Genomic DNA, 25,431 nt, shown 5'->3' with positions numbered 1-25,431 from the left:
TCACCTACCGACGTTTGGTGAACACGAACACGCCGACGATGGCGAGACCGATGACGCCGGCGGCAACGCCAACAATGGCGAGCGGGTTGATGCCAGTCTCCTGCTCGGAAGCGCTAGAGGACTTCTTAGCAGCGGTCGTGGAAACAGCACCCGTATCGGACTTGGAATCGGACTTCTTGTCGGACTTGCTGTCCTTCTTGCCAGACTTCTTGTCAGACTTCTTCTCGTCCTTCTTATCGGACTTATCGGAGTCTTTCTTGTCGGACTTGTTGTCCTTGGTCTCGGTCTTGGTCGACACCGTCGTCTTGGTCACCGGCTTCTTGCCCGGGGCAATAGCGCCGCCCTTCGAGCCGGAGCCAGAACCCGCGCCAGCGCCAGCACCGGAACCGTTGCCAGCGCCGCCGTTGCCACCATTAGTGCCAGAACCGCCATTACCGCCAGGGTTAACAGCATTCTTGGTCCACTTGGCATACAGCGTCAGATCGGCCGTCACCGGCGTGCTAAAGTCATACGCCTGCGTGCAAGCCTCATCGGTATACCAGCCAGCGAAGGTGTAGCCATCGCGCGTCGGATCGGCCGGCTTGACCAACTTGCCGTCGGCCGTAGCAACAAACTTAGTGTCGCAAGCAGACCCGCCGTTGGAATTAAAGGCGACCGTCCAAGACTCAACAGCCCCGAGTTTGAACAGCGTGCCCGAGTCATTGATGTAGTACAGGTTGCCAGATGCATCGGCAATGACCGGAGAGTCACAGTACTGGTAATGGCCAGCCGCATCATAAATCTGCGTCGCCTCTGCATCGCCGAGCGTATAGCGATACACGCCACCACCAGCAGAGTAGTTGACGTAATCCTTGCTATCCGCGCTGTTAACGGTGAAGTACACATAGGTCTTGCCGCCCTGAACACTCACCAGCGGAGTAGCAGCAATACCGTTGAGGCCAGCCGGCAGCGCCTTGCCGTCGGCAGCAGCGACCATCGTGGTCTTACCCGTCTTCAGGTTATAGAGAACCAGAGCAGAGCCAGTACCCGTCTGTCCGCCGACAATCAGATTGTCACCAGACACCGCAGGGGCGCTCAGATTATTCGTAAGGCCCAGATCAACCGTCTTCTGTTCACTCAACACGCCCGTCGCCGAAAGCAAAATCACATGGAGCTTTCCATCGTGCGTCATCTGATAAAAGGTCGAACCATTGGACGGATCGGCAATGCAATCGGCATTTGCGACAGCGCCGAGCTTCATGGTCGAAACGACATCGCCCGTCGTCTTATCAATGCACTTAAGCGTACCCGCGCTCGTAGGAACGATGGCATACTTATCCGTCAAAGCCGCACCAGTCCAGTAATAGCCCTCGGCAGGGTCGATGTTCTGCCAAGAAACTTCGCCCGTGGCAATCTTAATGCGCGCAAAGGAGCCGTTGCCGTAGGTCGCGTTGTAATTCTCGTCATACGAAATATCGACCGAGCCTACATAGACGTACTCGCCGTCCGAAACGACGGTGCAGGAGCTCTGCGTCAAGTCCGTCAAACCAGGCGTCAGCCACTTGCAGATCAGCTTGTCTGCAGTAATCGCCTGGACCGCACCGCCGTTGAGCGGAACGATGATAAGGCCATTGGTATAGATCGGACGAGAGGTATAGCTCACCTTGGAGGCAAGCGGCGCAGAGGCAACCTTTTTGCCCGTGGACGAATCGATCTTAATGAGCTCGTTCTCGGTCGCGATGTACACAAAGCCGTTGGCGATGACAGGTTCGCTGCAGTTGGCATACTGCTGACCAGACTCGGCCTTCCAATCGAAGGCCCACTTAAGACCGGCAGCCTGCGCAGGCGTCTTGGCATCCGTTACGGTCGAACCGTTGCCACTGTTGCCGTAGCCGGCCCACTCGGCATCCCAATCAGGAGCCGTCGCGCTCGGGTCCACGACAATCTTGTCGGGGTCGGGCATGGGCGAATTATCGGTGGTGTAGGCAAACGTAACCTTGTCGCCGCTCTTGAGCGTGACCTGGTTGGCGCAGAGAGATGTGAGCTCTCCGTTGATATACAGATGCCAATATCTATTGGTCGCACCATCCCAGCCATACGGCTTGTGATCGAACGGCGAAGTAATGGAATTAAGGAGCCAGTACTCACCACTCTGGGAGCCGTTATACGCAACGCTCTTGGCCTTCAGAAATGCCTCAATAAGGTTCTGGGCCGTGGAGCCTTCGGGCAAAGAAACATTGCTTGCCGAGCCCCAGCGAGTATTGTTGCCGTTGACATCGGGACCGATAACATCGACAGACCCAAGAACCCGGCCAGGAAGGGCATCGCTGTCGCCAGCATACATAAAGGTGACGGCGTCACCCTCTTGGAGCTCGTAGGCACCAGCGCCAACGTTCTTGAACTCGCCATTTACGTAGAAGCGCCAATAGCTATTGGTTGCAGCATCCCCGACATAGGGCTTACCGTCGACGTCGAACGGCGAATAAATGCCGTTGAGGAACCAGCCCCAAGACGATTCGCTAGAATCGAGCCTAAGACCAGTCTGCTCCAGCAAATCCTTGGCAGTAGAGCCCGCCTTGAGACCCGTCTGGCCCGTCGAGGCCCACACCTGCTGTTTGCCGTCCTTGTCCTTGCCAAGCACCTGAACGGAAGCATGGACGGAATCAGAGGGCAACTGGTCGCCCCAGCCACCGTAGAACCACGTAACGGTATCGCCGGCATGAATGGTGACATTGTCCGCCGTGTAGTCGCTCGACTTGCCGTTGATGAACAGCTGCCAAGAGGTCGAATAATCGAGCGGCGTACCCAGCTCAACGCCGTTGTACTTAAGGCTCAGAATGAAGGAGCCCGCAACAACGGCGTCAATATCATTCGCCTCGAGCGCGACCTTCGTAAGGTCAAGTGCGTTCGAGCCGGACGTCACCACATACTGCGCGTTATCGACCCAAGTCTGAGTCTTGCCCTGGGCATCGCGACCAATGACGGTCACATTTGCGGCAACCTGGTCCTTAACGACAGGGGACGAGCTACCAGCCGTATAGGCAAACTCAATCTTCTGCCCCTGGGTGAGCTTGACGCCGCTCGCGCCAACCGAGGAAGACGCGCCGTCGACAAACAGCTGCCAGTAGGCATAAGTCGCCGGATCGAAGGCAAGCGTGCGGCCATCGCTCGGGGACGTAATGCTTTCGAGGTAGAAACCGTATGCCGTGTTCGGATCGTATTTCGCCTTGAAGCCCACCTTCTGCTGCAGCTTAACGAAGGCGTCCGCAGCCGTCGAGCCCTCGTCGAGCTTAAGCTGCGTAGGTGCCACCCAGGTCTGAGCCTTGCCGTCGGCATCGGTGCCGATAATCGAGAACGAGACCTCGACTTGCTTCTTGGCGACATCGCCAGTTTCTGTCGGGCTCTCCGTCTGAACGGCAGCCGCGGCGGCAGATCCTGCTTGGCCAGTGGGCGCCGTCGAAGACTGCTCGCTCGTGGCAGGGCTCTCCCCCGTCGCCGAGCCTTCGTCGCCAGTTGCTGCCTCTGTTGTGGCGGCACTAGCCGCAGGCACGCCCTCGGAATCCGAAACCTCGGTGCCGCTCTGCTCAGTGGTACCGCCCGCAAGCGCTGCGTCCTCGCCCGGCGTCGCAGCCTGAGCCACGGCCTCGGCAATGCCCTCGGCGCCCTCGGCCCACAGCTGAGCCGGCGTGGTGCCAAAGGCCATCGCGAAGGCCAGGAATGCCACCAGGCCGCGCTTGGCTACGCCGCGTGCAATCGCGCCACGGCGATGCAGCGAGGCGCGCTCGCGCTCGTCCTCAAACATATCCATTTGTCCCCCATTGTCTGTACTTGGAGCATTGCCCAGCGGCTGCCCCACGTCATCGCGCATGTTACGCTCGAGTTCCCCCATCGGGGTCCCCCTTCCCTCCAGAGCCCTATGCACACCGGCGGCATACGCCGCAGCCGCATGCAAGATGGGAGGCGATCCGACTTAACCTTAACGGCTCAGGCGCGTCGTCCGATCTGCGACGCGAACATCCCGAGCCAAGAGGAATTACGGTTACTGGTACAGCCGGGGACTTGCACCCCGATTCTCCCAAACGCGCAGGAAAACCGCGCGTTCGTGCGTCTCCGCACCACCATCTAGGCCATCGATTATTATCGTCAAAATGGTATCACGCAAAAGGGCCCCGCACACAGGCGAAGCCCAAGGTAAAAGCTATTGTTTGCGATAGGAAAAAGCGGTGACGGTCGCAGCCTCTAGTGTTTGCCGCCGTGGCTGTTGAGCCAGATATTGCGGCCCAGCATAAGCGCCAGCACCAGCGCGCTCACGTAGCCCATAAAGCCAATGACCGGGATACCAAACACAACCGGCTCGATGCGTGCGTAGTACACCACCGACGAACCGATAAACAGGCCGGCGATAACGATAGCCATCGACATGCGGTCGATAATTCCGCCCAGCTGTCGCAGTGCCTTATCGCTGCTCATGATCTGCGTGTTCACCTTAAGCTGGCCGCGCGTAAGCATGCGCGAAGCCAGCCCCAGGTACTCAGCCGCCTCGAGTGAGCCCTTCGCCGCGCGATAGCTGCTCGCGGCAAGATCGCGCCCCATATCGCGCACACGCGCATAGGTGCTTTTCTCGTTTTTAATGTGCGTTTGGATGATCTGGATCATGTTGACGTTGGGCATGTACTCGGTCAGCAAACCCTCGAGCGTCACCATGCCGCGCGCGAACATCGTCACCACGCTCGGCAGCTCAACATCGTTTTTGCGCGCCAGGTTTAACAGCGAGGTCAAAAACTCGCCGATATCAAGATCCTTCAGGTCAAGGCCCGCAAAGTCAGCCACGATAAAGTCAAGGTCGGACAAAAACGCTGAATGATCGAGCTCGGCCGAATCGCCACGCGTCACGGCGAAGCGCATGAGCGAATCCTTGAGCTTGGGAACGTCACCCTCGGCCACGGCGAAAATCATGTCCTTTACGATACCGCGATCGTGACTCGACATGCGTCCGACCATGCCCAAGTCGATAAAGTAAACGATACCGTCCTTGAGAATGATGTTTCCCGCATGCGGGTCGGCATGGAAAAAGCCGTCGTCGAGCACCTGCGTCGAGTAGTCCTCGACGATCGCGGCACCGATCTTTTCCAAGTCATAGCCCTCGGCCACCAAGCGTTCAGGATCGGCGATCGAAATGCCGTCGACGTAATCCATGACCACCACGTGCTCGGTGCATAGGTCCAGATAGGATTTAGGGCACGTCACGCCATGAACGCTCTTATGGAACTCGTAGAAGTCGTTGAGGTTTTTGGCCTCGGCCAAAAAGTTGGTCTCCTCGCGAAACGAGGTCCACAACTCCTCGACTACGCCGTGCAGGTCAACGAATTGATCGGTGTTGACGAACTTGGAAACGATACGCACCACCGAGCGGATGATATCGATGTCCTGTGCCATAACCTGCTGCGCACCGGGGCGCTGCACCTTGACGGCCACGTCCTCGCCCGTCACCAGACGAGCGCGGTGCACCTGCGCGAGCGATGCGCTACCAAGCGGATTGGGGTCGATCGCATCGAACATCTCCCCCAGGCGCAGGCCGTATTCTTCTTCCAGACAACTGAGTACGACCTCGTACGGCACCGGCTCCACGTCGGAGCGCAGACGACGCAGCTCGTCGCAAAAGCGTTGCGGCAGAATCTCGGACCGGTTGGCCAGAATCTGCCCCATCTTGACGAACATGGGGCCGAGTTCCTCGAGCAGGCGGCGCAAACGAACCGGCGTGAGGTTATCCCACACGCGGTACTTTTTGACCAGACGAACAATCTGCCCGATGCGTTCGCGACGACCCGCCGGCGTGAGCTGGTATTCCTCGTCCGGCGCCATCGCGTCGGGCTCCTCGGGCACCATATCGACAGCACGCGGCTTCTTGCGAGCGCCCGAGACGGCGGCATCGACCTCATCGACAACCGCCGCCTCGTCACCCAGAGGATCTTGATTGTTGTAATCGGTGGTGGAATCTGCCATCTGCGCTGCTACTCGGCCTCTTCGGTGTCCCCTGCATCGTCGGGCTCAACGGACTCAACGGGCACCGAAGTCACGTTGTCCTCGACCGAATCGACGATATCGCGCACATGGGCCAAAAAGGCCGTGCGCTCGGGGGCGGTCATAACGCGGACGCGGGCCAGGATGAGCTCGTCGAGCACGCGCTGCGCCGCAGTCTCGCCCTGCATGCCCAGGCGCTCGGTCAGGTCGGAGATGGTGCCACCCGCCTGCTCGAACATGTCGGACACGCTGCGGGCGATATCGGGAGTGCCGGCATCCTTGCGCACCTGCTCGCCCTTGGTATTGAGGTCGTCGAGGACCTTCTTGCCGCCCTCAACGGCAACGGCGGCGGCGCCGAAGCCCACGTTGATGGCACCGTTAACAAGCTGATCGAGTTTCATAACCATGGTTGGCTCCAATCATGAACAACTGCATTGGCCTTCTTGTACCCAAGATTGGGTGAACGACACAAAATCGTTTTATCGCCGGGATAGAAATCGAGCGGGGCAAAGCCTTCGACGGCGTTTGCCCCGCTCACTCGTTGCAAGGTTGTCTTTACCTTACGTTATCGTTCATCGCGAAGGAGTTCTTCATGGCACAGCTCGTGGTGTAGAGCACCTTGCCCAACAGAGCATCGGTCTCCACGCGCACGAGCTCGGCAAAGGCCTCGTTGGCGCGGGCGAGCTCGGCGGGCACCTCGGCCTCGGGCAGTGTGGCTACGGCAGCGTCAACGTCGTGAATCTGCTTGTGACCCATGCCGCCGACCTTCTCCTGATAATCCTCGACTGCACGACCGCACTCATGGAAGCGAACATCGGCCAAGGCACCGATCAGGCGATTTGCCCAATAGAAATTCTCGGACGTCACGCGAGCCTGCGTGTCGGCATAGTACTCGGGCATGGTCTCGACATTGGCGTACAGCGGCACGAGCGCGTTAAACGAGTTGGAGCCAAACGCCATCCACTGCACGGCGCGATACGCCGGCTGCGCATGGGGGCGCAGCTGCAGCACGGCGAGCTGGCTGTTGCGGTTGATGCCGATGGGACGATAGGCACCGCGCGTGGCGGGCGTGCCCTTGCTGCCGTAGCAGTCGTACTCCGTGCCCTGGTAGTGGCTCGAAAGCACGTACTTGATGTCCTCGATGGTCACCTTGCGCTCGGGCACGCGGCTCCAGGGGATGTCATCGCTCTCGGGCGTGTAGTCGGCCTCGGGACCGTCCCACACATCGCTGGGGTTGAGACAGCGCTGCATGTACCAGGCGCGCGGCGTGTTGTAGACGTGGTCGCTGTCGCTGTGCGAGCCAAAGGCCTCGCGCGGGTTGAAGACCGTCGCCGGACCGTCGCCCTTAACGCCCAACGTCAGGTCCAGATGCCACTCGGCCATCCAGGAGCGCAAGTCGGCGGAGCACATGTGGTCGACCTGGGCGCCCTCGGCGTCGTCCAGGTCAAAGCTATCGATACCCAGCTGGTTGGGCATGGTCACATAGGCGTCATCGGGCACGCGCTTGGCGATCCAATGGTGGCCGCCGATGGTCTCGAGCCACCAGATCTCGTCAACGTCGCTAAAGGCGATGCCGTTGTTCTCGTAGGTACCGTAGCGCTCGAGCAGGTCGCCCAGGATACGCACGCCGTCGCGGGCAGACTTGGCGTACGGCAGCACCAGGGTCACCATATCCTCCTCGCCCAGGCCACCGGGCTGCGCCGGCACATAGCCGTCCTCGCCCTCGTTGCCCTTGGCGGGCACATAGTCCACGAGCGGATCGGCGCCGCGGACGCGCTCGTTGGTGGTGAGCGTCTCGGTTGCGGACATGCCAACATTGAGCTCGTTGAAACCGGCCTCGGCCCAAATACCATGACCAGGAACAACGTCGGGGACGCTTGTGTAACGTATGGGATTGTCGGGCAGCTCAACGGTCAGGTGGCTCAGGACACTCGTGTAGACACGCGGCTGCTCGTCGGGGTGCACCACGCGCATGCGTTTGGGCTCAAACACCCCGTTGGACGAATCCTCGTTGCGGGCAACCAGCGTCGACCCGTCGTAGCTCGCGTTCTTACCAACCAAAATCGTTGTGCACGGCATGCGCATCCTCCTTGAGCGAAGAAATCAAACGGCAACAGTGTATCGCTTCGGCGAAAAAAGGGCGAAACAGCCGCCCCGGCAACCCCTGTGGGCAAAAATGCCTATTTCGATGCGCGCTCCGCCGCCTCGATCACGTGCTTGGCGAGAATCGCCGTGGTCACAGCCCCCACGCCGCCCGGCACAGGGGTAATTGCGCCAACGATCGGCTCCGCAGCATCAAAATCGACATCGCCGACCAGCTTGCCGGCGGCCTCGTCCCAGTTAATGCCCACATCGATGATCGTCTGGCCATCGCGAACCGCATCCGCGCCAATCGTGCGCGCACGTCCAACGGCCGCAACCACGATATCAGCCGCACGACACTCGGCAGCCAAGTCGCGCGTATGCGTATGGCACGTCGTCACCGTGGCATTGCGAGCCGTAAGCATGGCGGCAACGGGACGGCCAATCACCAGCGACCGACCGACGACCGCGACCTTGGCCCCATCCAGCTCAACGCCGTAATGGTCCAGCAGCGCCAGCACGGCCTCGGCCGTGCAAGGGGCAAAGCCCTCGCCGCGACCCGAAAGCGTGGTAAGCAGCGAGGCCGGCGTCATGGAGTCAACATCTTTGGCGGGATCGAGCGCCGCGGCAACTGCATCCTCGTAAAGCCCAGCGGGCAACGGGCGAAACATCAGGCAGCCGTGAACAGCAGGGTCGGCATTGATGTCCTTAATAGCCGCCAGCAGCTCATCCTGTGAAACATCGGCGGGAAGCAAAACGCGGCGAGCCTCAATGCCAATCTTCTCGCAGCGCTTGAGGGCGCCGCGCTCGTAGGACAGGTCGTCCTCGCGCTCGCCCACACGAACGATGGCCAGTGTCGGCACGATGCCCTGTTCGCGCAGGGCGGCGCAACGAGCGGCAAGTTCCTCGGTCAAAGCGCGGGCAACGGGAGCACCCTTGAGCAGTTCGGCCATGGCTATCCCCTCTTCCTTGCGGCGTCGGCAGCACGGCGCGCCAGCGCATCGGCGCGCGGCAGCCACGTATCCAGCAGCTCATCGCACGCCGCCTCGAGTTCCTCAGCGCGCGCCCGATCTTTCATAGATGTGGTGTTGGCAAAGAGCGTCAGGCTCGCTCCCTGCATGGCGGCGCGGCAGAACACGGCACCGCACGCCACATCGGACAGCAGCTGGCGCGAGCCCTTGTCTGCCATGTCCTCGAGCAGCGCCAGCGCGCGTCCACAGGCATCCATGATCCGATACGGCGGCATGGCCGCCACGCGCAACGCGTCCTGAATCGCGGTCGCTCGAGCCGGATCGTCACGCGGAATACCGTACGCCGCGGACACCTGCCCGTACGCACGAACGTCCTCGGCAACCAGGCCCACTAGCTCCTGCGCCAACTCGTCTGCCTGGGCAAATGCACGCGTCAGATCGTCCGCTCGATCGCTAAGCGCGGGATTGGTTGCCCCGTAGCGTGCGACCATCCCGCACAGCGAGGCGCCCAGCGCGCCCACAAAGGCGCTCGCGCTACCGCCGCCGGGAACCGGCTCGCGCGCGGCCAGCGCCTCGGCAAACCCACGGCAGGTCTTGTCCATCATCTCTTGGCTCATACGCATGCACCTTCAAGTCATATAGATCAGTCGGGCGGCAACCGCCGACCAACCGCATCAAACACGTAATGATGCTTAGTCTAGCCCATAAGCACATGAGCGTCAGCACACCTGGCCATCGCGGATTTCTATGGCGAACGATAGGCGTCGGCGCAGCAAGCATGGGACATATGGCCTAGCTTTCGAGACTTCCGGACGTCACAAACTGGGGCATATCTATAAACAAGGAACCTGTTGGGGCAACGCCTCCGCGTACACGCGCCCCATTAAAACAACGGGCACCTCATCCCGGGGAGAGCCGGCAGCACCGGCCCTCCCCTCTTTTGCGCCCGCGCATATTGCCACTTAACGGCGCAAATCCGGCACCCAGAATGGGACACATGGCCCACCCTAGCGAGCCGTCCGCGCGTACAGTAAAGGCAGGTAATCCATGGGCGGTTACAGATCGAGGAGGACACGACCATGAAAAAGAAGGCCTTTGCGATTCTCACCCTCTGCATCAGTCTCTTTGCCGCGGTTACCCTGGTGGGCTGCGGCGGCAGCGGCGGCGCTACCGGCAGTGGCGGTGGCGGCGGAGCAGAAAAGCCAGCCGTGGATATGAGGACCGACTTCATTTGGTTTAAGGTCGAGGTCCCCGAGGGCGTCGAGATCACCGACGTCGCAGGCGACACCGCCGACAGGGCCCAGTTTAAGTTCACCGAGAGCGAGCACGCCAGCGACCGCTTCATCCCCGTCTTCGACCCTGACAAGAACGCCGACGAGCTGTTCGACTATGAGGCAAAGTGGAAGACCGACTTTGAGTGGACCGAGAATGACCCCGTCAAGTACAACGGCAAGACTTGGCGTAACGCTTCCTACACGCACACTGGCGGCGTAACGACCGAGTATTTCACCGACGTTGACGGCGGCAGCGTGTACGTGCGCATCGACAACGTCGAAGAGCACAAGGACGCCGTCGAGACCATGATGAAGTCCCTGGAGTTTGCCGACGACATCGCCGAGGCCAAGACCGAAGCCATGGACGTCAAGCTCGAGGATATCGAGATCAAGCGCTAAGCGACTCGCGAGCGCAGCGGGAAAAACGAGCGCAGCGCAAACAAGCGACGGTACCCCAGCGCTTCGTACTAAGGGAGGGCCGGTAAACCGGCCCTCCCTTTCTTATGCCGGCAACTGACGAACGCGAAGATGCCGGGCGGCAAAACCGCCCCCCCAGCGCGGTAACGGCACAACATGAACAAGCACCCCAGCACGTCCGCTCGCCGATTTATAGCGCCGCGCAGACAATTGAGCCGACACCTTTAAACATCCGGGCAGTAAAGTGACCAAAATAAGTGCATAACCGCACCCTGCGAATGGAGGAGTTATGACCGAACACCACGCCATCAGTCGCCGAGCATTTACGCTGGGCCTAGGACTTGCGGCATTGTCGCCGCTTGCAAGCCTGCCCGAAACCGCGGGATTGGGCCTTCCCGTGCGCGCGGCATTTGCAGAAGACGCACCCACAAAGGCGGCCACCCTCGACAAGTTCGTCATTCGCCTTCGTCCCGCAGGCTATTTTCGCACCGCGAGCGTCAACGAAGACGGCAACGTCATCGGCAACGTCTGCCACCTGTTTAATGACGGCACGTCCAGCAAGCTCATCCTTGAGAACGTAACGACCAAGAATGACGATACAAACTGGTATGCTATCCGCACCTTGCTCAATTTCGAAGAGCACAGGAAGACGGGCTACAGCATTTGGTCGGTCGATGGCGACTCGGACAAAGATGGAAAGGTCATCCACGTATGGAGTGGCGAGCATGACGGCAAGGCCAGTCGCTCTTTTGCGTTCAAGCGTCAATCAAACGGTACCTATATCATCCGAGACCGCACGGTCGAGAAAGAAACCGAGAAAAAAGACATTAAGTACCTGGCCATAGAAAAGGACGGCAAAGACCAGGACAACAATAAGATCTGCCATAAGAGTAAGAGCATTCCGTGGGAGCTCGAGCTTGTCGGCTACAGCATGGACAAGACCAATGCCACAGTTAGCAGCATCGACTGGACCACGTATAGCAGCTACGTCGATGGGCCATGTTGGATGAAATACGTCGACGACAACAAGTTCCTCGACGAGCTGAGCATCCCGGGTACGCATGATTCGGGCAGCTGCAGCGTCGACAACGACACCGAGCCCCAAACCTCGCTTGCAAAGTGCCAGCAGGATTACATCCCCACGCAGTTGCTCGAAGGCGTTCGCTACTTTGATATTCGACTCGGAAAGGGTGAGAACCCCGGCATCGACCACGGAGATTGCTACCTGCTCAAAAAAGACGGGAACTTTATGCATCTCTCCGATGTCATCGGGTACTTCAATACGTTTTTGAGCGAAAACCCGAAAGAAGCGCTCATCATGCTCGTGTCGCGGGGCAACGACGAGGCTACCGACGAAAGCCTCACGACGGCTTTTGCCAATGTTATGGACAAGAACCCCAATCTGTTCTACACATCGAGCCGCATCCCCACGCTGGGCGAGGTGCGCGGGAAAATCGTCTTGCTGCGTCGATTTAGGCTCGCCGGCAGCAGCGTAAGCGGCCACACGTGGGGCCTCGACCTCACCGAATGGGACGACAAAATCGCAGCGCACACCGACAGCGCCTCTATGTGTCTCGTTCGAGACGAGCGGGGCTTTGAAGCCGTGGGGAAAACGAGTGACGAAAAGCCCTATTGCACCAAGGTATATGCCCAGGACCATTACGAATGCACCGGAACCGACAAGATCAGCTGGGTCGATATGGCCCTGCAGGAGACGGCTAAGCTCACCCGCAACGAGGTAGATGTCGAGGACGATAACGGGGCCAAGGAGCAAGTCCTGGAGCGCTGCTGGTCTATCAACTACACCAGCTGCACGAATCACAAGCAAGGAAGCAACCCATTTACCGCAGCGCGAGTAGTCAACGAGCATCTGTACAAGAGCCCGTACATCAACCCCAGCGACAACGAGGAAACAAAGTCAGATTACCTCAAGCACATTGGCATCATCGCATCCGACTTTGTTGATGCGGCGCTGGCCCGGAGCATCTACCAGCGCAATTACGATTACGATACACAGCACAAGCAGACAGCTTCGTACTACCTCCCGACCCGCATGCGCATGACATACGGCGACTCGCTGAGCGATGCCTCGCTCCAGGATGGCAAGACCGTTGGCGAGGGCCATTTCCGCCTTGTCGACAGCAGCAACGTACTCAACGTAGCAGCCTCGGGACATGCGTTTGCCATCGAATATGTGGATGTCGACGCCCTGGGCAACGAGACCGTTACGGGGCTGCAGGGCCCTGTGCCCATCGATATCGATCCGCGCGTGCTGACGCCTCATTTTGAGGGACTCGAAGGCCTTAAGGCCGGCGAGGACGTGCGCGCCAAGGTCACGGCGCCGCTCGACGGCAAGCTCGAAAACGATGCCTGCACGGCCCAACTCGAGTTTATGCACGATGCAAACGGTGCTCCAGGAACGGTGATGGCCGAGGGCGAGGCATTTGCCGCGGGGACGTATTGGGTGCGTGCGAAAGACCTGTTGGGCGACGCGGCACAGAACTACATGCTCGCCAGCAATGGAGCCGTAAGCTTTACCGTAGCGGCCTCGGGCAGTGCAGGCGGCACCGGCAGCGGCACGGGTTCCAACGCAGACGGCGCTGATAAGAATGGTAAGGGCAACAAGGGTAAGGGCTCGGGCGGAAAACTCGCCGACACGGGCGACGGCTCCGGCATTGCCGCCGGGCTCGCCGCTGCCGCCGTAGCGACGACGGTCGCCGGCGCAGCAATGCTTGCCAGTGACCGCGAAAACGCTGGGGACGACAGCGAATAGACAAGCCTGCCTTTTAGACACATCGACTCAATCGGGGGCGCAGGACACCGTTCTGTGCCCCCGATTTTTACCTTGGCCCGAACGCCGCAATGGGCTACATCACCATGTTCAGCGCGTTAACAAACTCCTGGGCCTTCGCACGACTGCTCAGACTAAAGACGCAAGCGGTTAACAGTCGATTGCGCAGGAAAACGTCGCGACCCTTGATTCTGTTAACGCCCGTGATGTCCTTAAGGTAGACAATCTCGATATGCTTGCCGCCGAAAGTACCCTTCTTGAGCACCTCGATGCGGTTAGGGTAGATCTTGACGTCTTTAAACCTGCCCGAACCTTTGTCCTGGAACAGCAAGGTGTTGTTGTCCATGCGTGTCACTCCCATGGGGTTCGCTAAAACTGCCTCTATGGTCACATTTTAGTCACTTCGGGAATCCTGCACGAAGGCGCTAGGCGGCATTGAAATTCGAGTCCACGCGAGGCTTTAAACTAAATGCAATAAAGATGCATTCCACAAGAGGAAAGTGGGGCGACAGTGATGGGCGAACTGGTAAACCGTGGAGAATCGGCAATCGTGCCAGAAGTTTTTTACAAGCAGGTTTCCTCGATTCTCAACGCCGCTCGCGACAAGGCCTATACCGCCGTTAACTTTGCGATGGTTGAGGCGTATTGGGAGATCGGCAAGAGCATTGTTGATGAGCAGGGCGGAGAGGAGCGCGCCAGGTATGGAGAGGCGCTGCTCAAGGCCCTCGCAATCAGACTTACCAAGAATTTTGGTAAAGGTTTTGAAGCAAGAGAGCTGCGTAAAATGCGTCAGTTCTATCTTGCATTTCCAATTCGGGACTCACTGCGTCCCGAATTGAGTTGGACACATTATCGCAGGTTAATACGCATTCCTGACCCCGAAGCTCGCACCTGGTACATGAACGAATGCGCCGATTCTCGCTGGAGCACGCGTCAGCTCGAGCGCCAGATCAACACCATGTTCCGCGAGCGCCTGCTTGCCAGCAAGGACAAGGAGGCCGTCACCCAGGAAATCCAAAAGAGCGCCCCGGCTCGTCGCCCCGAGGATATCATCCGCGACCCATATGTGCTGGAGTTTTTAGGTTTCTCGGACGATACTGCGTTTCGCGAGAGCGATCTAGAGCAGGCGCTCATCACGCATCTTCAGAAGTTCCTGCTGGAGCTTGGCCGTGGTTTCGCTTTCGAGGCGCGCCAAAAGCGCATCACCTTTGATGGGCGCCATTTCTATATTGACCTTGTGTTTTACAACTATCTGATGCGCTGCTTCGTGCTCATCGACCTTAAGACCGATGACCTTACGCATCAGGACCTGGGCCAGATGCAAATGTACGTGAACTACTACACGCGCGAGCTCATGAACGAAGGCGACAATCCGCCTATAGGCATCGTGCTCTGCGCGGACAAAAGCGACTCGATTGTCGAGTACACGCTGCCCGAAGACAACGACCAAGTGTTTGCCGCCAAATACTTGCCGTATCTTCCAAGCAAGGAAGAGCTGGCGCGCGAGCTGAGTGCCGAGTACCGCGCCATCAACGAAGCGACTAATGGCGAAGCGCAAGGGTAGCAGCACGTTGCGACCGATACCCCCGACGGCGTTTCATATCCCCCGACATAAGAGGAGCGCTCCATGACAGACAGACCGAAAACGACACTGCGCGACTGCATCTATGGGCTTGCCGTCGGCGACGCGCTGGGCGTTCCCTACGAGTTCAGGCCCCGCGGCACGTTCGAATGCACCGACATGATCGGCTACGGCACGCATGGGCAGCCCGCCGGCACCTGGAGCGACGACACATCTATGACGCTTGCTACCTGCGACTCGATTAGGGAGCTCGGGCATATCGACACCGCAGACATGCGCGACAAGTTCGTAAGCTGGATTGCCCGTGGCGAGTATACGATCGACGGCGTTTTCGATTATGGCGGCACGACCGCCCGCGCCCTGCACACCGGCAAAGGAGGCTCCGGCGAGCGCGACAACGGCAACGGCTCGCTCATGCGCATCGCGCCCCTGGCGTTCACCGATGCAACAGACGAAGAGATCAGCGAGGTCTCCGCGATTACGCACGCCCACAGAACGTCAACAGATGCATGCATCATATTTGTCGAGCTGATGAGGGATGTGATGAACGATGCGCTCCCCTCGTGGGCGCTCCACCTGAAAGGCGTGCCTGAGCACGAAATCGGGTCAGGTGGCTTCGTGCGCGACACCCTTAAGGCAGCCGTCTGGTGCTTCGTCAACACCAACAGCTACGAAGATTGCGTGCTTGCCGCCGTCAACCTAGGCGACGACACCGACACCACCGCAGCCGTCGCAGGCGCCCTCGCCGGCACGGCATACGGCATCGAGGCCATCCCGCAGGAGTGGGTCGATACCCTGCGCGGAAAAGAGCTGATTGAGAGCTGCTTGTTTTAGGGCGCCATTCAAGAAATAAGGTAGGAGGCATCGTGGAGAGGGAGATCGCGAATATCGATGAGTTCAAAATGGACGAAAACGAGACCCCGATACTCCCAACGGGACTGAGGGAGGAAGAAAACCTCTATGTCCTCCCCGACGGGCGTCACCTCCCCTGCGGGGTCTACCGGACCGAAGATGGCGGCTCGCTCATTTATGAGCCATCCGAACTAAGCTTCTTCGGGCAGATGCTTGCCCAATTCAAAGAGAACTAGAGGCTTGATTGCCCGTTAGATCGACACTGCTCAAAACCAGGGGGCAGGCTATCCTCCACCGCGGCCCGTGAGGTAGAATTATGTCTGCCGCGGAATCCGCCTGCGGGCAACGCTCTAATCTCTGATTGGGGTGAAGCCTATGAACTTGTTTCTTGAAATCCTGCGCCTCTCGATGTATGTAACCGGCATCGTCCGGAACCTCTACTCGATCTGGCGGGAATATAAGCAGTAACGGATAGCGAAGGGAGTCATGCAAAGGGCCGGTTGCACCCGGCCCTTTAGACGATAATACCTGCGTTGCCCGCGCTTCCAAAGTTGACCGACTGAGGAGCGGGTTCCGCGGCATCCCTTATTTTACCCAGTGGCAAGGCTCTTTTACAGCCGTTCCACCGTTTATTTACATCTGCCAATCAAGACGAGACTACTACGCACCTTTATTACACACGATGTTTTCAGCCTGGTATAAACAAGTTCAATAATAGAATGCAAATCCAACCATCATGTCTGATTACGAAAGGATTTTTGCCTTTTCTGCAGCAAACTCTTCCTCGGTAAGTACTCCACTCTCACGCAGTGCTGCAAGCCTCTCAAGCCTTGCAACTACATCAACCACTATCCGCCAGCGTCTCAATAGTCTGTGAAACCTGCGGATACCGCTCGAGCTCCTTCGATAGGGCATCGACTATCTCGGCAATATTCTTTGCATTTTTGCCCCCGTTTAATACGTTTGCCCTGACCTTAGATGACGACTTGACAGTAACGCCAGATCCGCCTTCAACTGGAACAACCGAAATACTGATATTTTCGCCCCAAGACCAAAGGCTCATACCAATCTCAGCTGCAATTGTTCTTGTTGTGGGCGATGCACTATCAACTTTTACTTTAGGCAGCTTTTCCATAGCTGTCTTCAAGGCATTAAACGTGTCGTCAGGAGAATACGGTACCTGAAGCTGAAGCTGCTGATCCGCAAAACCCATAATCTGGCCTCCGCTTCTTACAAGATTAAGGCTATCGGCAATGGTAGCACGTTCCCAGCAGTCTTAAATTCGTCTCATGACCTTGCGATGCAGCCCGACGCCCCGGCACCACTCCCCTACTTACCAAAAATCGCAGCGAGCAATCCCTTGCGTTTGGGCTTCTCCTCTCGGTAGGAACCCTTGACGGCGGCTGCAACCTGGCGCGGCTGCTCGCCGCCTCCACGGCGCACGATCTGGTATAGGAAGGGCGATTTAACGTATTTGACCTCGATGGGCGTGGCGTGCACGGTGCTTTCGCTCGACAGCATCACGTTGGGATTGAGCGGCGCCACCACATGCGTCTCACGCTTGTCGCTAAACACTACCGCGGCCGCACGACCCGTCTGGCCGTTTACGGCAATGCGCACCTGCTCGCCATCGCGGCTGTCCGACGCGGGACGATCGACAAAGTAGACCGGCACCATCACCAGACCGTCCTTGTGCTTGCGGGCCTTGTGCGCCCAGGCGCGGATGCTCTTTTTATTGAGCCCCAGCACCGCCTCGGCATCGTTGCCTGCAATGTCGAGCGCCAGCTTATCAATAACCACCTGTTCCTTGGTGGACGCATCGACGGAGACAACGCAGAAGTCGCCCTCCTGCATGGCGGGATCGAACGGCCCAACCTTGCCAAAGTCCCACGGCTCCAAAATGCCCATAAGACGAACGTCCAGGTAGTTTGCCCGCGGATACGCCCAATCGAGCACCTCGTAGTACACCAAGGTCTCCTTGCTCAGCCCCTTGCCCGGGAAGGACGCCATCATGCGCAAGTCCGCGAGCGCCATGGGAAAGTAGAAGAGCATCATGTCATTTTGAATCGCGTCTTCCACGTCGTGCCCGGCAAAGACGTCGGGGTACTGGCGCACCAGCTGCAGTGCGTTGGCACGCGCCTGCTGCGGAGTGATCTCGCAGGGAATACCCTGCTCGGGTACATACTCCGCACCAACGCCCATGGTCAGGCGCTTGCTAAAGGTACCGGGCTTGAGCAGGTCGGCAACGCCGATCTTATTGCCGCAGGACGGGCACTCAAACACGCGCTGGGTCGATGACCCCTCAAAGGATGCGCCGCAGAAGGGGCACGGGATGCTCACGTGCGTCGCCTCTTGAAACTCCTGCGCCGTGCCGCGGTCCTCCCACAGCAGATGCTCCAGAACCGACTGATTGCGCCAGTGCGCATTAAAGAAATACCAGTCCGGATCCTCTGGGCGCTCGAGCTGTGACACGTGAGTGAGCTTAAGCAGCCCATCGACAACCGTCAACGGCGTATGACGAATGCCCAGGGCGCTCTTGGGCTCCCCCGCATCGGCCTGCCACGGAACGACCGTGCCGCAATAGGCGCACTCAAAGCTGCGTTTAGCCTGGTGTGAGTACATAGGGCCGCCGCAGTTTTGGCATTTAATGGCAAATATCTCGTCCATGGATACGTCCTCCTTTGCACAGGGGCTGTCGACATTAAGTATGTCGGGCAGGTAAGCACATGCCCATACCCATGTGGCCCAAAATGGAGCACCCGGTCGGACGGGAAGGCGCAGTGAACTCGAAGGCGCGCGGGCAGTCGTCCCCCTCCGCCTCGCACCCGTTAGCGCGGGCAGACCATTGCTGCATTTTCTGAGCACCGGTGCACGGTGCGCCCATGCGAGCTACACTATCCCCTTAAACATGATTGTGAGGACGATCGTTATGCTATTTGTAAATCGGCTGGTACGTACGCTTGTTCCCGGCAGCGAAAGCGAGCCGGTCGATACCTCCTGCCGCACCAACGCGGGTTTTGCCGCAAGCCTCATCTGCATCGGCCTCAACATCACCCTGTGCTTGGCCAAGGGCGTCGCGGGCCTGCTCGCCGGCTCTGTCTCGCTCATCGCCGACGCCTTCAACAATCTCTCCGACGCCTCGAGCAACATCGTGAGCCTGCTTGGGTTCCGCCTTGCCAGCCGCCCGGCCGACGAAGGCCACCCCTACGGCCACGGCCGCTACGAGTACCTCGCCGGCTTGTTTGTCGCCGTCCTGGTTTGCGCCGTCGGCATCAATCTGATCCTGGAGTCGGTCACCAAGATCATCAAGCCCTCCCCCACCGCTTACACGCTCGTTTCCCTTGCGGCACTGGCTACGTCCATGCTCGTCAAGCTCTGGATGGCCGCGTTCAACCGCACGCTGGGCGTCCGCATCGACTCAGAGACGCTCATTGCCACGGCGCAGGACTCCAAGAATGACGTCATCACCTCGGGCTCGGTTTTGGTGGCGGCGCTTATTTCGCAAGCGACAGGCTTTGACCTCGACGGCTGGGCGGGCCTGGGCGTGGGCATCTTCATTTGCATCAGCGGCATGGGCCTGGTGCGCGACGCCATCAGCCCGCTGTTGGGACAAGCGCCCGACCCCAAGCTCGTCCAGGAAATCCGCGACAGGATTATGTCGTACCCCCAGGTCTTGGGCACACACGACCTCATGGTGCACGACTACGGCCCCGGCCGCCAGTTTGCCAGCGCACACGTGGAAATGCCCGGCGAGGGCGATGCCTTTGAGCACCACGAGATCCTGGACACCATCGAACACGACATCAAACGCCAGATGGGCATTGGCATTACGCTGCACTGCGACCCCATTGCAACAACCGGTGACGACCTGCGCGGCTGGGTCAAGCGCGGCGTAGCGCAAATCGACCCAGCGCTTTCCATCCACGACTTGCATGAGCACGACGGCTTTGTTTCGTTTGACCTGGTGCGTCCCGACGGCTTTGACATATCCGACGAGGAACTGCTGGAGCTCGTCACGCGCATCGTGCACGAGCGCCGGCCCGATGCGTCATGCGTCGTCACGTTTGACTCCGGCTTTAGCTCGCCCGAGCGTCCGGCAGAGCAGCTGTAATCGACAGCAAAACGGGACGCAGGACCGCCGACCAACGCGCCTATGCGCCCGGTCACGCGATCCTGCGTCCCGTTTTTGTTTGCACCGCTAAGGCTCTAGCCGCTCGACCGCTAGTTTCCCTGTGCGCCCGAAATGCCGTTTTGCAGCGCGTTCCAGGCATTGGTAGCCATATCGCCCAGATTCTGAGCAGTATCGCCGAGGTTCTGAGCCGTATCGCCCAGCTCTTGCGCCTTGTCTCCTAACTCCTGCGCCTTGTTGCTCAGGTCCTCCAGCGTGTTGGAGCTCGAATTGTCGGTGCCGCTTTGGCCGTCGGATGAGTTGCCCGAGCTGTTCTTGTGCGTGAGTTGAATTTCGAGGTTACCGTTGTCGTTATAGTAGGCAGAAGTAACAACCCAGTTGGCATCTACAACAGGCGTCGAGCCGTCGTCAGTCAGAATCACAGCATTCGAAAGATCGGCGCCGCGCGACTTGAGGAGCTTCTTGGCGTTGGACCAGTACTGCCCCGGGATATCGCTCAGATCGACGGTGCTAGACGAGGCGGACTCGGTTTGCTCGGCAGTGGTATCGGCCGTTGAACTCCCTCGCCTGTTGAGCATGCCCGACACGATGGCAAACACAATCGAGAGGGCAAAGAAAATCGCCAGCACAATGAGAATCTTCTTGATCACACTCGACGAACGCGACGGCGTCTCTTCCTCGTCCTCGCCATATTGCGGAATCGACTTGGGATACTCGCGATAGGGTTGGCGCGCATACGGATCGCGCGATTCATATCGAGGCTGGGCCTGTGCCGTGCGCGGCATATACGTCGTCTGTTGAGGCTGCGGAATGGGATTTTGCGGCAGGTTGTTATAAGTATCTGTCGCCGCATTGCCATACGGGTCCGGCGTCGCATTGCCATACGGGTCCTGCGGTGCATAATCAAATGGATCCCGCGGTGTATCGCCATAGCCCATAACCTGTGTGGGTTCGGCAGAAGGCTGCGTCGCGGCGGGGTCGGTATAACCGGGGTTGGGAACAACGCGGGTCGCATCGGCGCTATCGTCAGCCTGCGCGGAACCATATCCGCCCATCACGGTCGTCTTGTCCTGGTCCATGCAACGTTTCCTTTCCGTCGCCTGTAAGCATCAAGTTATCCATGCATTCTACCCGCGCAAAAGCCTATGATGGGCAAAGGCCGTCGGTATCTACAAGACATGCGCGTGCCTAAGGATCAAAAAGCCCCGCCGGACCTTGGTGGGCGCGGCGGGGCGGGCAAGCGGCTATAAGCAGCAGGCTTAGAACAGGCCGGTGATGTTGCCGTCGTTGTCGACGTCGATGTTCTCGGCCGCGGGAACCTTGGGCAGGCCCGGCATGGTCAGAACGCTGCCGGTCAGCGCGACCACAAAGTGAGCACCGGCAGAAACCTTGAGCTCGCGCACCGTGATGCGGAAATTCTCGGGAGCGCCCAGGGCCTTGGCGTTGTCGCTAAAGCTGTACTGCGTCTTGGCGACGCATACCGGCAGGTTGCCAAAGCCGTTCTCGCGCAGCTCGGCGAGCTGACGCTTGGCAGCCGGCGTAAAGTCGACACCATCGGCGCGGTAAACCTTGGTGGCGACGGCCTCGAGGGCGTCGGCCACATCGACACCGTCCTCGTAGGCAAACTTGAGCTCGCTCGGCTGCTCAATCAGGCGCATGACCTCATCGGCCAGGTCGAGCGCGCCCTCGCCGCCCTTGGCCCAGACCTCGGAAAGCTTAACGTTGACGCCGAGCTTCTGGCACTCGGACTCGATGAGCGCAAGCTCGGCCTCGGTGTCCGTCGGGAAGCGGTTGATGGCGACCACGCAGGGCAGACCATAGACGCTCTGGATATTGTCAACGTGGCGCAGCAGGTTGGGCATGCCGGCCTTGAGGGCCTCGAGGTTCTCCTCGTTAAGATCGGCCTTGGCAACGCCGCCGTTGTACTTAAGCGCACGGGCGGTGGCGACAATCACGACGGCGCTGGGGCGAACGCCCGTCATGCGGCACTTGATGTCGAGGAACTTCTCGGCACCCAGATCGGCGCCAAAGCCGGCCTCGGTAATGGCGACATCGCCAAAGCGCATGGCCATGCGCGTAGCCATGATGGAGTTGCAGCCGTGAGCGATGTTGGCGAAGGGGCCGCCGTGGACAAACGCGGGCGTGCCCTCGAGTGTCTGAACCAGGTTGGGCTTGAGCGCATCCTTAAGCAGCGCAGCCATGGCGCCCTGAGCCTTGAGGTCGCGGGCGCGGACGGGCTCGCCGGCAAAGCTGTAGCCGACGACGATCTCGCCCAGGCGCTCCTTGAGGTCGTTGATGCTCGTGGACAGGCACAGGATTGCCATGACCTCGGAGGCAACGGTGATATCGAAGCCGTCCTCGCGCGGCACGCCCTGGGCCTTGCCGCCAATGCCGTCGATAACGTGGCGCAGCTGGCGGTCGTTCATGTCGACGACGCGCTTCCAGGTGATGCGCTTAACATCGATACCGAGCTGGTTGCCTTGCTGAATATGGTTGTCGAGCATGGCGGCCAGCAGGTTATTGGCGGCGCCAATAGCATGGAAGTCGCCGGTAAAGTGCAGGTTGATATCCTCCATGGGGATGACCTGGGCCCAACCGCCACCGGCGGCACCGCCCTTCACGCCAAAGACGGGACCGAGCGAAGGCTCACGCAGGGCCACAGCGCTCTTGACGCCGCGACGGCGCAGACCATCGGCCAGACCGATAGTCGTGGTGGTCTTGCCCTCGCCGGCGGGCGTGGGATTGATAGCGGTCACGAGGACGAGCTTGGCCTGGTGATCGGTCGGCTCGTTGAGCAGTGAATAGTCAACCTTAGCCTTGTCGAAGCCATACGGAATCAGGTGCTTTACGTCGACGCCGGCGTTCTTAGCCACCTCGGTAATGGGCAGCGGCGTGACGGAACGTGCGATTTCGATGTCAGTAGGCATGGGCGGTCCTTTCGTTACCGAATGAGAAAAAGACCGTTTCAGCATAGCACGGGCGCGCAATAGTAAAACACCCGTAACCGATGAATGGCGATATGTTTATCCAATGCTCAGCGATAGCTTACAGACCAGCCAAAACAAACCCGCCTCTAAACGGCTGGCTCGATGCCCAAGTGCTCAAAGGTGCGCAAGGTTGCCTGACGGCCCTGGGGCGTGCGAATCATCAAGCCGCACTGCAGCAGGTAGGGCTCATAGACATCCTCGAGCGTACCCGGGTCCTCGCCCACCGCGCTGGCAAGGGTCGTCAAACCCACGGCACGACCAGAGAACGTCTTGGCAAGCGTCTCCAAGATACGAATGTCCATCCAGTCCAGACCAAGCTCATCAATCTCGAAGAACTCGAGTGCCTGACGGCAAATATCAAGCTCAATAGGACCGTTGCCGCGCACCTGCGCGTAGTCGCGCACGCGCTTGAGCAGACGGTTGGCCAAGCGCGGCGTGCCACGCGAGCGCGAGCCGATCTCGAGCGCGCTCGGATGGTCTATCGTCACGCCCAAGATGGTCGCCGAGCGCGTCACGATCTGGGCGAGCTCCTCGACCGTGTAGTAGTCCAGGCGATACGAGATGCCAAAGCGATCGCGCAGCGGGCCGGTTAGCATACCCGAGCGGGTCGTTGCCGCCACCAGCGTAAACTTAGGGATATCCAGGCGAATCGAGCGAGCGGCCGGACCTTTACCGATCACGATATCGAGCGCAAAGTCCTCCATAGCGGGATACAGGACTTCCTCGACCGAGCGGTTAAGACGGTGGATCTCGTCGATAAACAGCACGTCACCCGGCTGCAGGTTGGTGAGGATAGCCGCGAGGTCGCCGGTACGCGCGATGGCCGGACCGCTCGTCGTCTTGATCTGAGCGCCCAGCTCGTTGGCGATAACGGTGGCCAGCGTGGTCTTGCCCAGGCCCGGAGGGCCCGAGAAGATCACGTGGTCGAGCGTCTCGCCACGGCTCTGCGCCGCCTCGATCAGCACGCGAAGGCTCTGCTTGATATGCTCCTGACCGCAGTAGTCGTCCAGGCGCTGGGGACGCAGGGTACGGTCGACATCGAGGTCTTCGGGCGTCAGCTCCGAGCCCACCATACGCTCACCGTGCGCCATGGATGCCGCCGGCGAGCTGCCGGGCGTCGCCCACAGGTCCTGAGAGTCATCGGCTTCCCACATCACGCATCCATTCCGAGTCGCTTAAGCGCCGCGCCGAGCAGATCCTCGACACGCATATCCTGCCCATCATACCCGCTCAGGGCAACCTCGGTCTCCTGCGGGCTAAAGCCCATGGAAAGGAGCGCCGCGCGGGCATCATCGATTGCCGAGGGAGCGGCGGCGGGAACCGGCATCGCAACCTGACCGGGAATTACGTCGACCGGAACAAAGCCCTTGTCCTTGGCAAAGGTACTCTTGAGCTCCAAGATGAGGCGCTGGGCAGTCTTTTTACCCACACCGGGCACCTTGGCCATGCCCCTGTCATCCTCGGCCATTACCAGGGAATACAGCTGTCCCACGGTATAGGTGGAAAGCACGGCAAGCGCCAGGCGCGGGCCGACGCCCGAGACGGAAACGAGTCGATCGAACATCGTGCGCTCGTCCTTGGAGGCAAAGCCAAAGAGCGTCATGGCGTCCTCACGGACCTGCATGCGGGTATAGAGGCGAACCTCACCGCCGGGCGTGGGCAGCGTGGCAGCAGTGCTGCCAGATATGCCAAGCTCAAAGCCTACGCCCGATACATCGACGACGGCCGAGCTCATCGTGGCCTCGACAAGCGTTCCATGGAGCTGGGAGATCATCAGTATCCGGTTCCTCTCTGTTGATAGAACTCGCCGCCGGTAAGCGCCCGGGTGCGGCTTAGGTTAACGTGACAGATGGCGCAGGCCAGGGCATCGGCGGCGTGGTCTGGGTGTGGGTCGTGATCGAGCTGCGTGAGCGTGCGCACCATGTAGGCAACCTGCCGTTTATCTGCAGCGCCCGTGCCCACCACGGCCTGTTTGATCTGCATGGGCGTGTATTCGCCAATCTCGAGCGCGCACTCCGAAAGCGCCACGAGCGCGGCACCGCGGGCATGCGCCGTGGGGATGGCCGAGCGGACGTTAGCGCCAAAGTAGATGCTCTCGATAGCCGCGGTATCGGGACGGTAGCGTTCGACGACGCCCTTGAGGTCGCGGGCGATATGCGACAGGCGCACCGCGAGCGGGCTGCCCGCGCTGGTCTCGATACAACCGTAGGCACGGCAGCGAACCTCGCCACGCCGCTCCTCGATAATCCCCCAGCCCGTATGGGCCAAACCAGGGTCGATACCCAAGATAACCAAGCCGACCTCCCCTCGCCACAAGCACAGCGCAAGGCAAGGCCCCGCGCACTA

Annotated in this window: 21 protein-coding genes; 6 read left to right on the top strand and 15 right to left on the bottom strand. The window is 59.7% G+C overall.

Annotated features, from left to right (window positions below):
• Positions 1-4: 4 nt before the first annotated feature.
• The 6 genes from DWV20_RS03315 to DWV20_RS03290 form a co-directional block, all read right to left on the bottom strand.
• Positions 5-3,787 carry a DUF4430 domain-containing protein gene (locus DWV20_RS03315; protein WP_158566302.1) on the bottom strand — a complete coding sequence of 1,261 codons (3,783 nt, stop codon included), beginning with the start codon at positions 3,785-3,787 and terminating at the stop codon, positions 5-7.
• Between the two features lie 431 nt (positions 3,788-4,218).
• Positions 4,219-5,982 carry an AarF/ABC1/UbiB kinase family protein gene (locus tag DWV20_RS03310; RefSeq protein WP_118256386.1) on the bottom strand — a complete coding sequence of 588 codons (1,764 nt, stop codon included), beginning with the start codon at positions 5,980-5,982 and terminating at the stop codon, positions 4,219-4,221.
• An 8-nt stretch (positions 5,983-5,990) separates the two neighbouring features.
• Entirely contained in the window at positions 5,991-6,407 is a 417-nt protein-coding gene (locus DWV20_RS03305; RefSeq protein WP_118256385.1) for a hypothetical protein, read from the bottom strand.
• Positions 6,408-6,555: 148 nt separating this feature from the next.
• Positions 6,556-8,079 carry a C69 family dipeptidase gene (locus tag DWV20_RS03300; RefSeq protein ID WP_118256384.1) on the bottom strand — a complete coding sequence of 508 codons (1,524 nt, stop codon included), beginning with the start codon at positions 8,077-8,079 and terminating at the stop codon, positions 6,556-6,558.
• A gap of 101 nt (positions 8,080-8,180) precedes the next feature.
• Complete coding sequence (locus tag DWV20_RS03295; protein WP_118256383.1) at positions 8,181-9,035, bottom strand: bifunctional 5,10-methylenetetrahydrofolate dehydrogenase/5,10-methenyltetrahydrofolate cyclohydrolase; 855 nt, start codon at positions 9,033-9,035, stop codon at positions 8,181-8,183.
• 2 nt (positions 9,036-9,037) lie between these two features.
• Positions 9,038-9,670: a cyclodeaminase/cyclohydrolase family protein gene (locus DWV20_RS03290; RefSeq protein WP_158566300.1), complete on the bottom strand. Its 633-nt coding sequence runs from the start codon at positions 9,668-9,670 to the stop codon at positions 9,038-9,040.
• Between the two features lie 462 nt (positions 9,671-10,132).
• Between DWV20_RS03290 and DWV20_RS03285 the strand changes: the two genes are divergently transcribed.
• Complete coding sequence (locus DWV20_RS03285) at positions 10,133-10,726, top strand: hypothetical protein (protein WP_118256381.1); 594 nt, start codon at positions 10,133-10,135, stop codon at positions 10,724-10,726.
• A 307-nt stretch (positions 10,727-11,033) separates the two neighbouring features.
• On the top strand, positions 11,034-13,517 hold the full coding sequence (locus tag DWV20_RS03280) for a phosphatidylinositol-specific phospholipase C (protein WP_118256380.1): 2,484 nt from the start codon (positions 11,034-11,036) through the stop codon (positions 13,515-13,517).
• Positions 13,518-13,611: 94 nt separating this feature from the next.
• Here the strand turns inward: DWV20_RS03280 and DWV20_RS03275 are convergent, their stop codons facing one another.
• Positions 13,612-13,881 (bottom strand): hypothetical protein, encoded by a 270-nt coding sequence (locus DWV20_RS03275; RefSeq protein ID WP_118226338.1) that lies wholly within the window; start codon positions 13,879-13,881, stop codon positions 13,612-13,614.
• A 168-nt stretch (positions 13,882-14,049) separates the two neighbouring features.
• Between DWV20_RS03275 and DWV20_RS03270 the strand changes: the two genes are divergently transcribed.
• From DWV20_RS03270 to DWV20_RS03260, 3 genes are all read left to right on the top strand, one after another.
• A complete protein-coding gene (locus DWV20_RS03270) occupies positions 14,050-15,099 on the top strand; it encodes a YhcG family protein (RefSeq protein WP_118256379.1) in 1,050 nt (349 codons plus the stop codon).
• 63 nt (positions 15,100-15,162) lie between these two features.
• Positions 15,163-15,951, top strand: a complete 789-nt coding sequence (locus tag DWV20_RS03265; protein ID WP_118256378.1) for an ADP-ribosylglycohydrolase family protein — start codon at positions 15,163-15,165, stop codon at positions 15,949-15,951.
• A 32-nt stretch (positions 15,952-15,983) separates the two neighbouring features.
• On the top strand, positions 15,984-16,205 hold the full coding sequence (locus DWV20_RS03260; RefSeq protein WP_118256377.1) for a hypothetical protein: 222 nt from the start codon (positions 15,984-15,986) through the stop codon (positions 16,203-16,205).
• Positions 16,206-16,713: 508 nt separating this feature from the next.
• On the opposite strand, the gene DWV20_RS10185 is transcribed toward DWV20_RS03260, so the two are convergent.
• From DWV20_RS10185 to DWV20_RS03245, 3 genes are all read right to left on the bottom strand, one after another.
• Positions 16,714-16,884 (bottom strand): SHOCT domain-containing protein, encoded by a 171-nt coding sequence (locus DWV20_RS10185; protein ID WP_117764911.1) that lies wholly within the window; start codon positions 16,882-16,884, stop codon positions 16,714-16,716.
• Entirely contained in the window at positions 16,811-17,182 is a 372-nt protein-coding gene (locus DWV20_RS03250) for a DUF1499 domain-containing protein (protein WP_118256376.1), read from the bottom strand. The genes DWV20_RS10185 and DWV20_RS03250 overlap by 74 nt, the downstream gene beginning before the upstream one ends.
• A 116-nt stretch (positions 17,183-17,298) precedes the next feature.
• Positions 17,299-18,636 carry a hypothetical protein gene (locus DWV20_RS03245; protein ID WP_118256375.1) on the bottom strand — a complete coding sequence of 446 codons (1,338 nt, stop codon included), beginning with the start codon at positions 18,634-18,636 and terminating at the stop codon, positions 17,299-17,301.
• A gap of 262 nt (positions 18,637-18,898) precedes the next feature.
• On the opposite strand from DWV20_RS03245, the gene DWV20_RS03240 reads away from it, so the two are divergent.
• Positions 18,899-20,080, top strand: a complete 1,182-nt coding sequence (locus tag DWV20_RS03240) for a cation diffusion facilitator family transporter (protein WP_118256374.1) — start codon at positions 18,899-18,901, stop codon at positions 20,078-20,080.
• Between the two features lie 110 nt (positions 20,081-20,190).
• Here the strand turns inward: DWV20_RS03240 and DWV20_RS03235 are convergent, their stop codons facing one another.
• The 5 genes from DWV20_RS03235 to ruvC all read right to left on the bottom strand — a co-directional run bounded on the left by DWV20_RS03235 (position 20,191) and on the right by ruvC (position 25,380).
• Entirely contained in the window at positions 20,191-21,177 is a 987-nt protein-coding gene (locus DWV20_RS03235; RefSeq protein WP_118256373.1) for a hypothetical protein, read from the bottom strand.
• Positions 21,178-21,357: 180 nt separating this feature from the next.
• Positions 21,358-23,025 (bottom strand): formate--tetrahydrofolate ligase, encoded by a 1,668-nt coding sequence (locus DWV20_RS03230; protein ID WP_118256372.1) that lies wholly within the window; start codon positions 23,023-23,025, stop codon positions 21,358-21,360.
• A gap of 146 nt (positions 23,026-23,171) precedes the next feature.
• Positions 23,172-24,239 carry a Holliday junction branch migration DNA helicase RuvB gene (ruvB, locus tag DWV20_RS03225; RefSeq protein ID WP_118256371.1) on the bottom strand — a complete coding sequence of 356 codons (1,068 nt, stop codon included), beginning with the start codon at positions 24,237-24,239 and terminating at the stop codon, positions 23,172-23,174.
• Entirely contained in the window at positions 24,239-24,859 is a 621-nt protein-coding gene (ruvA, locus tag DWV20_RS03220; protein ID WP_118256370.1) for a Holliday junction branch migration protein RuvA, read from the bottom strand. Before ruvA ends, ruvB begins: the two co-directional genes overlap by 1 nt.
• Positions 24,859-25,380: a crossover junction endodeoxyribonuclease RuvC gene (gene ruvC, locus DWV20_RS03215; RefSeq protein ID WP_035137351.1), complete on the bottom strand. Its 522-nt coding sequence runs from the start codon at positions 25,378-25,380 to the stop codon at positions 24,859-24,861. The genes ruvA and ruvC overlap by 1 nt, the downstream gene beginning before the upstream one ends.
• Between the last annotated feature and the right edge of the window lie 51 nt (positions 25,381-25,431).

Source organism: Collinsella sp. AF02-46-1 (assembly GCF_003465825.1).
Classification (GTDB): domain Bacteria; phylum Actinomycetota; class Coriobacteriia; order Coriobacteriales; family Coriobacteriaceae; genus Collinsella.
Note: the sequence above shows the minus strand (reverse complement) of the source record. Positions and strands in the feature narration are given on the sequence as shown.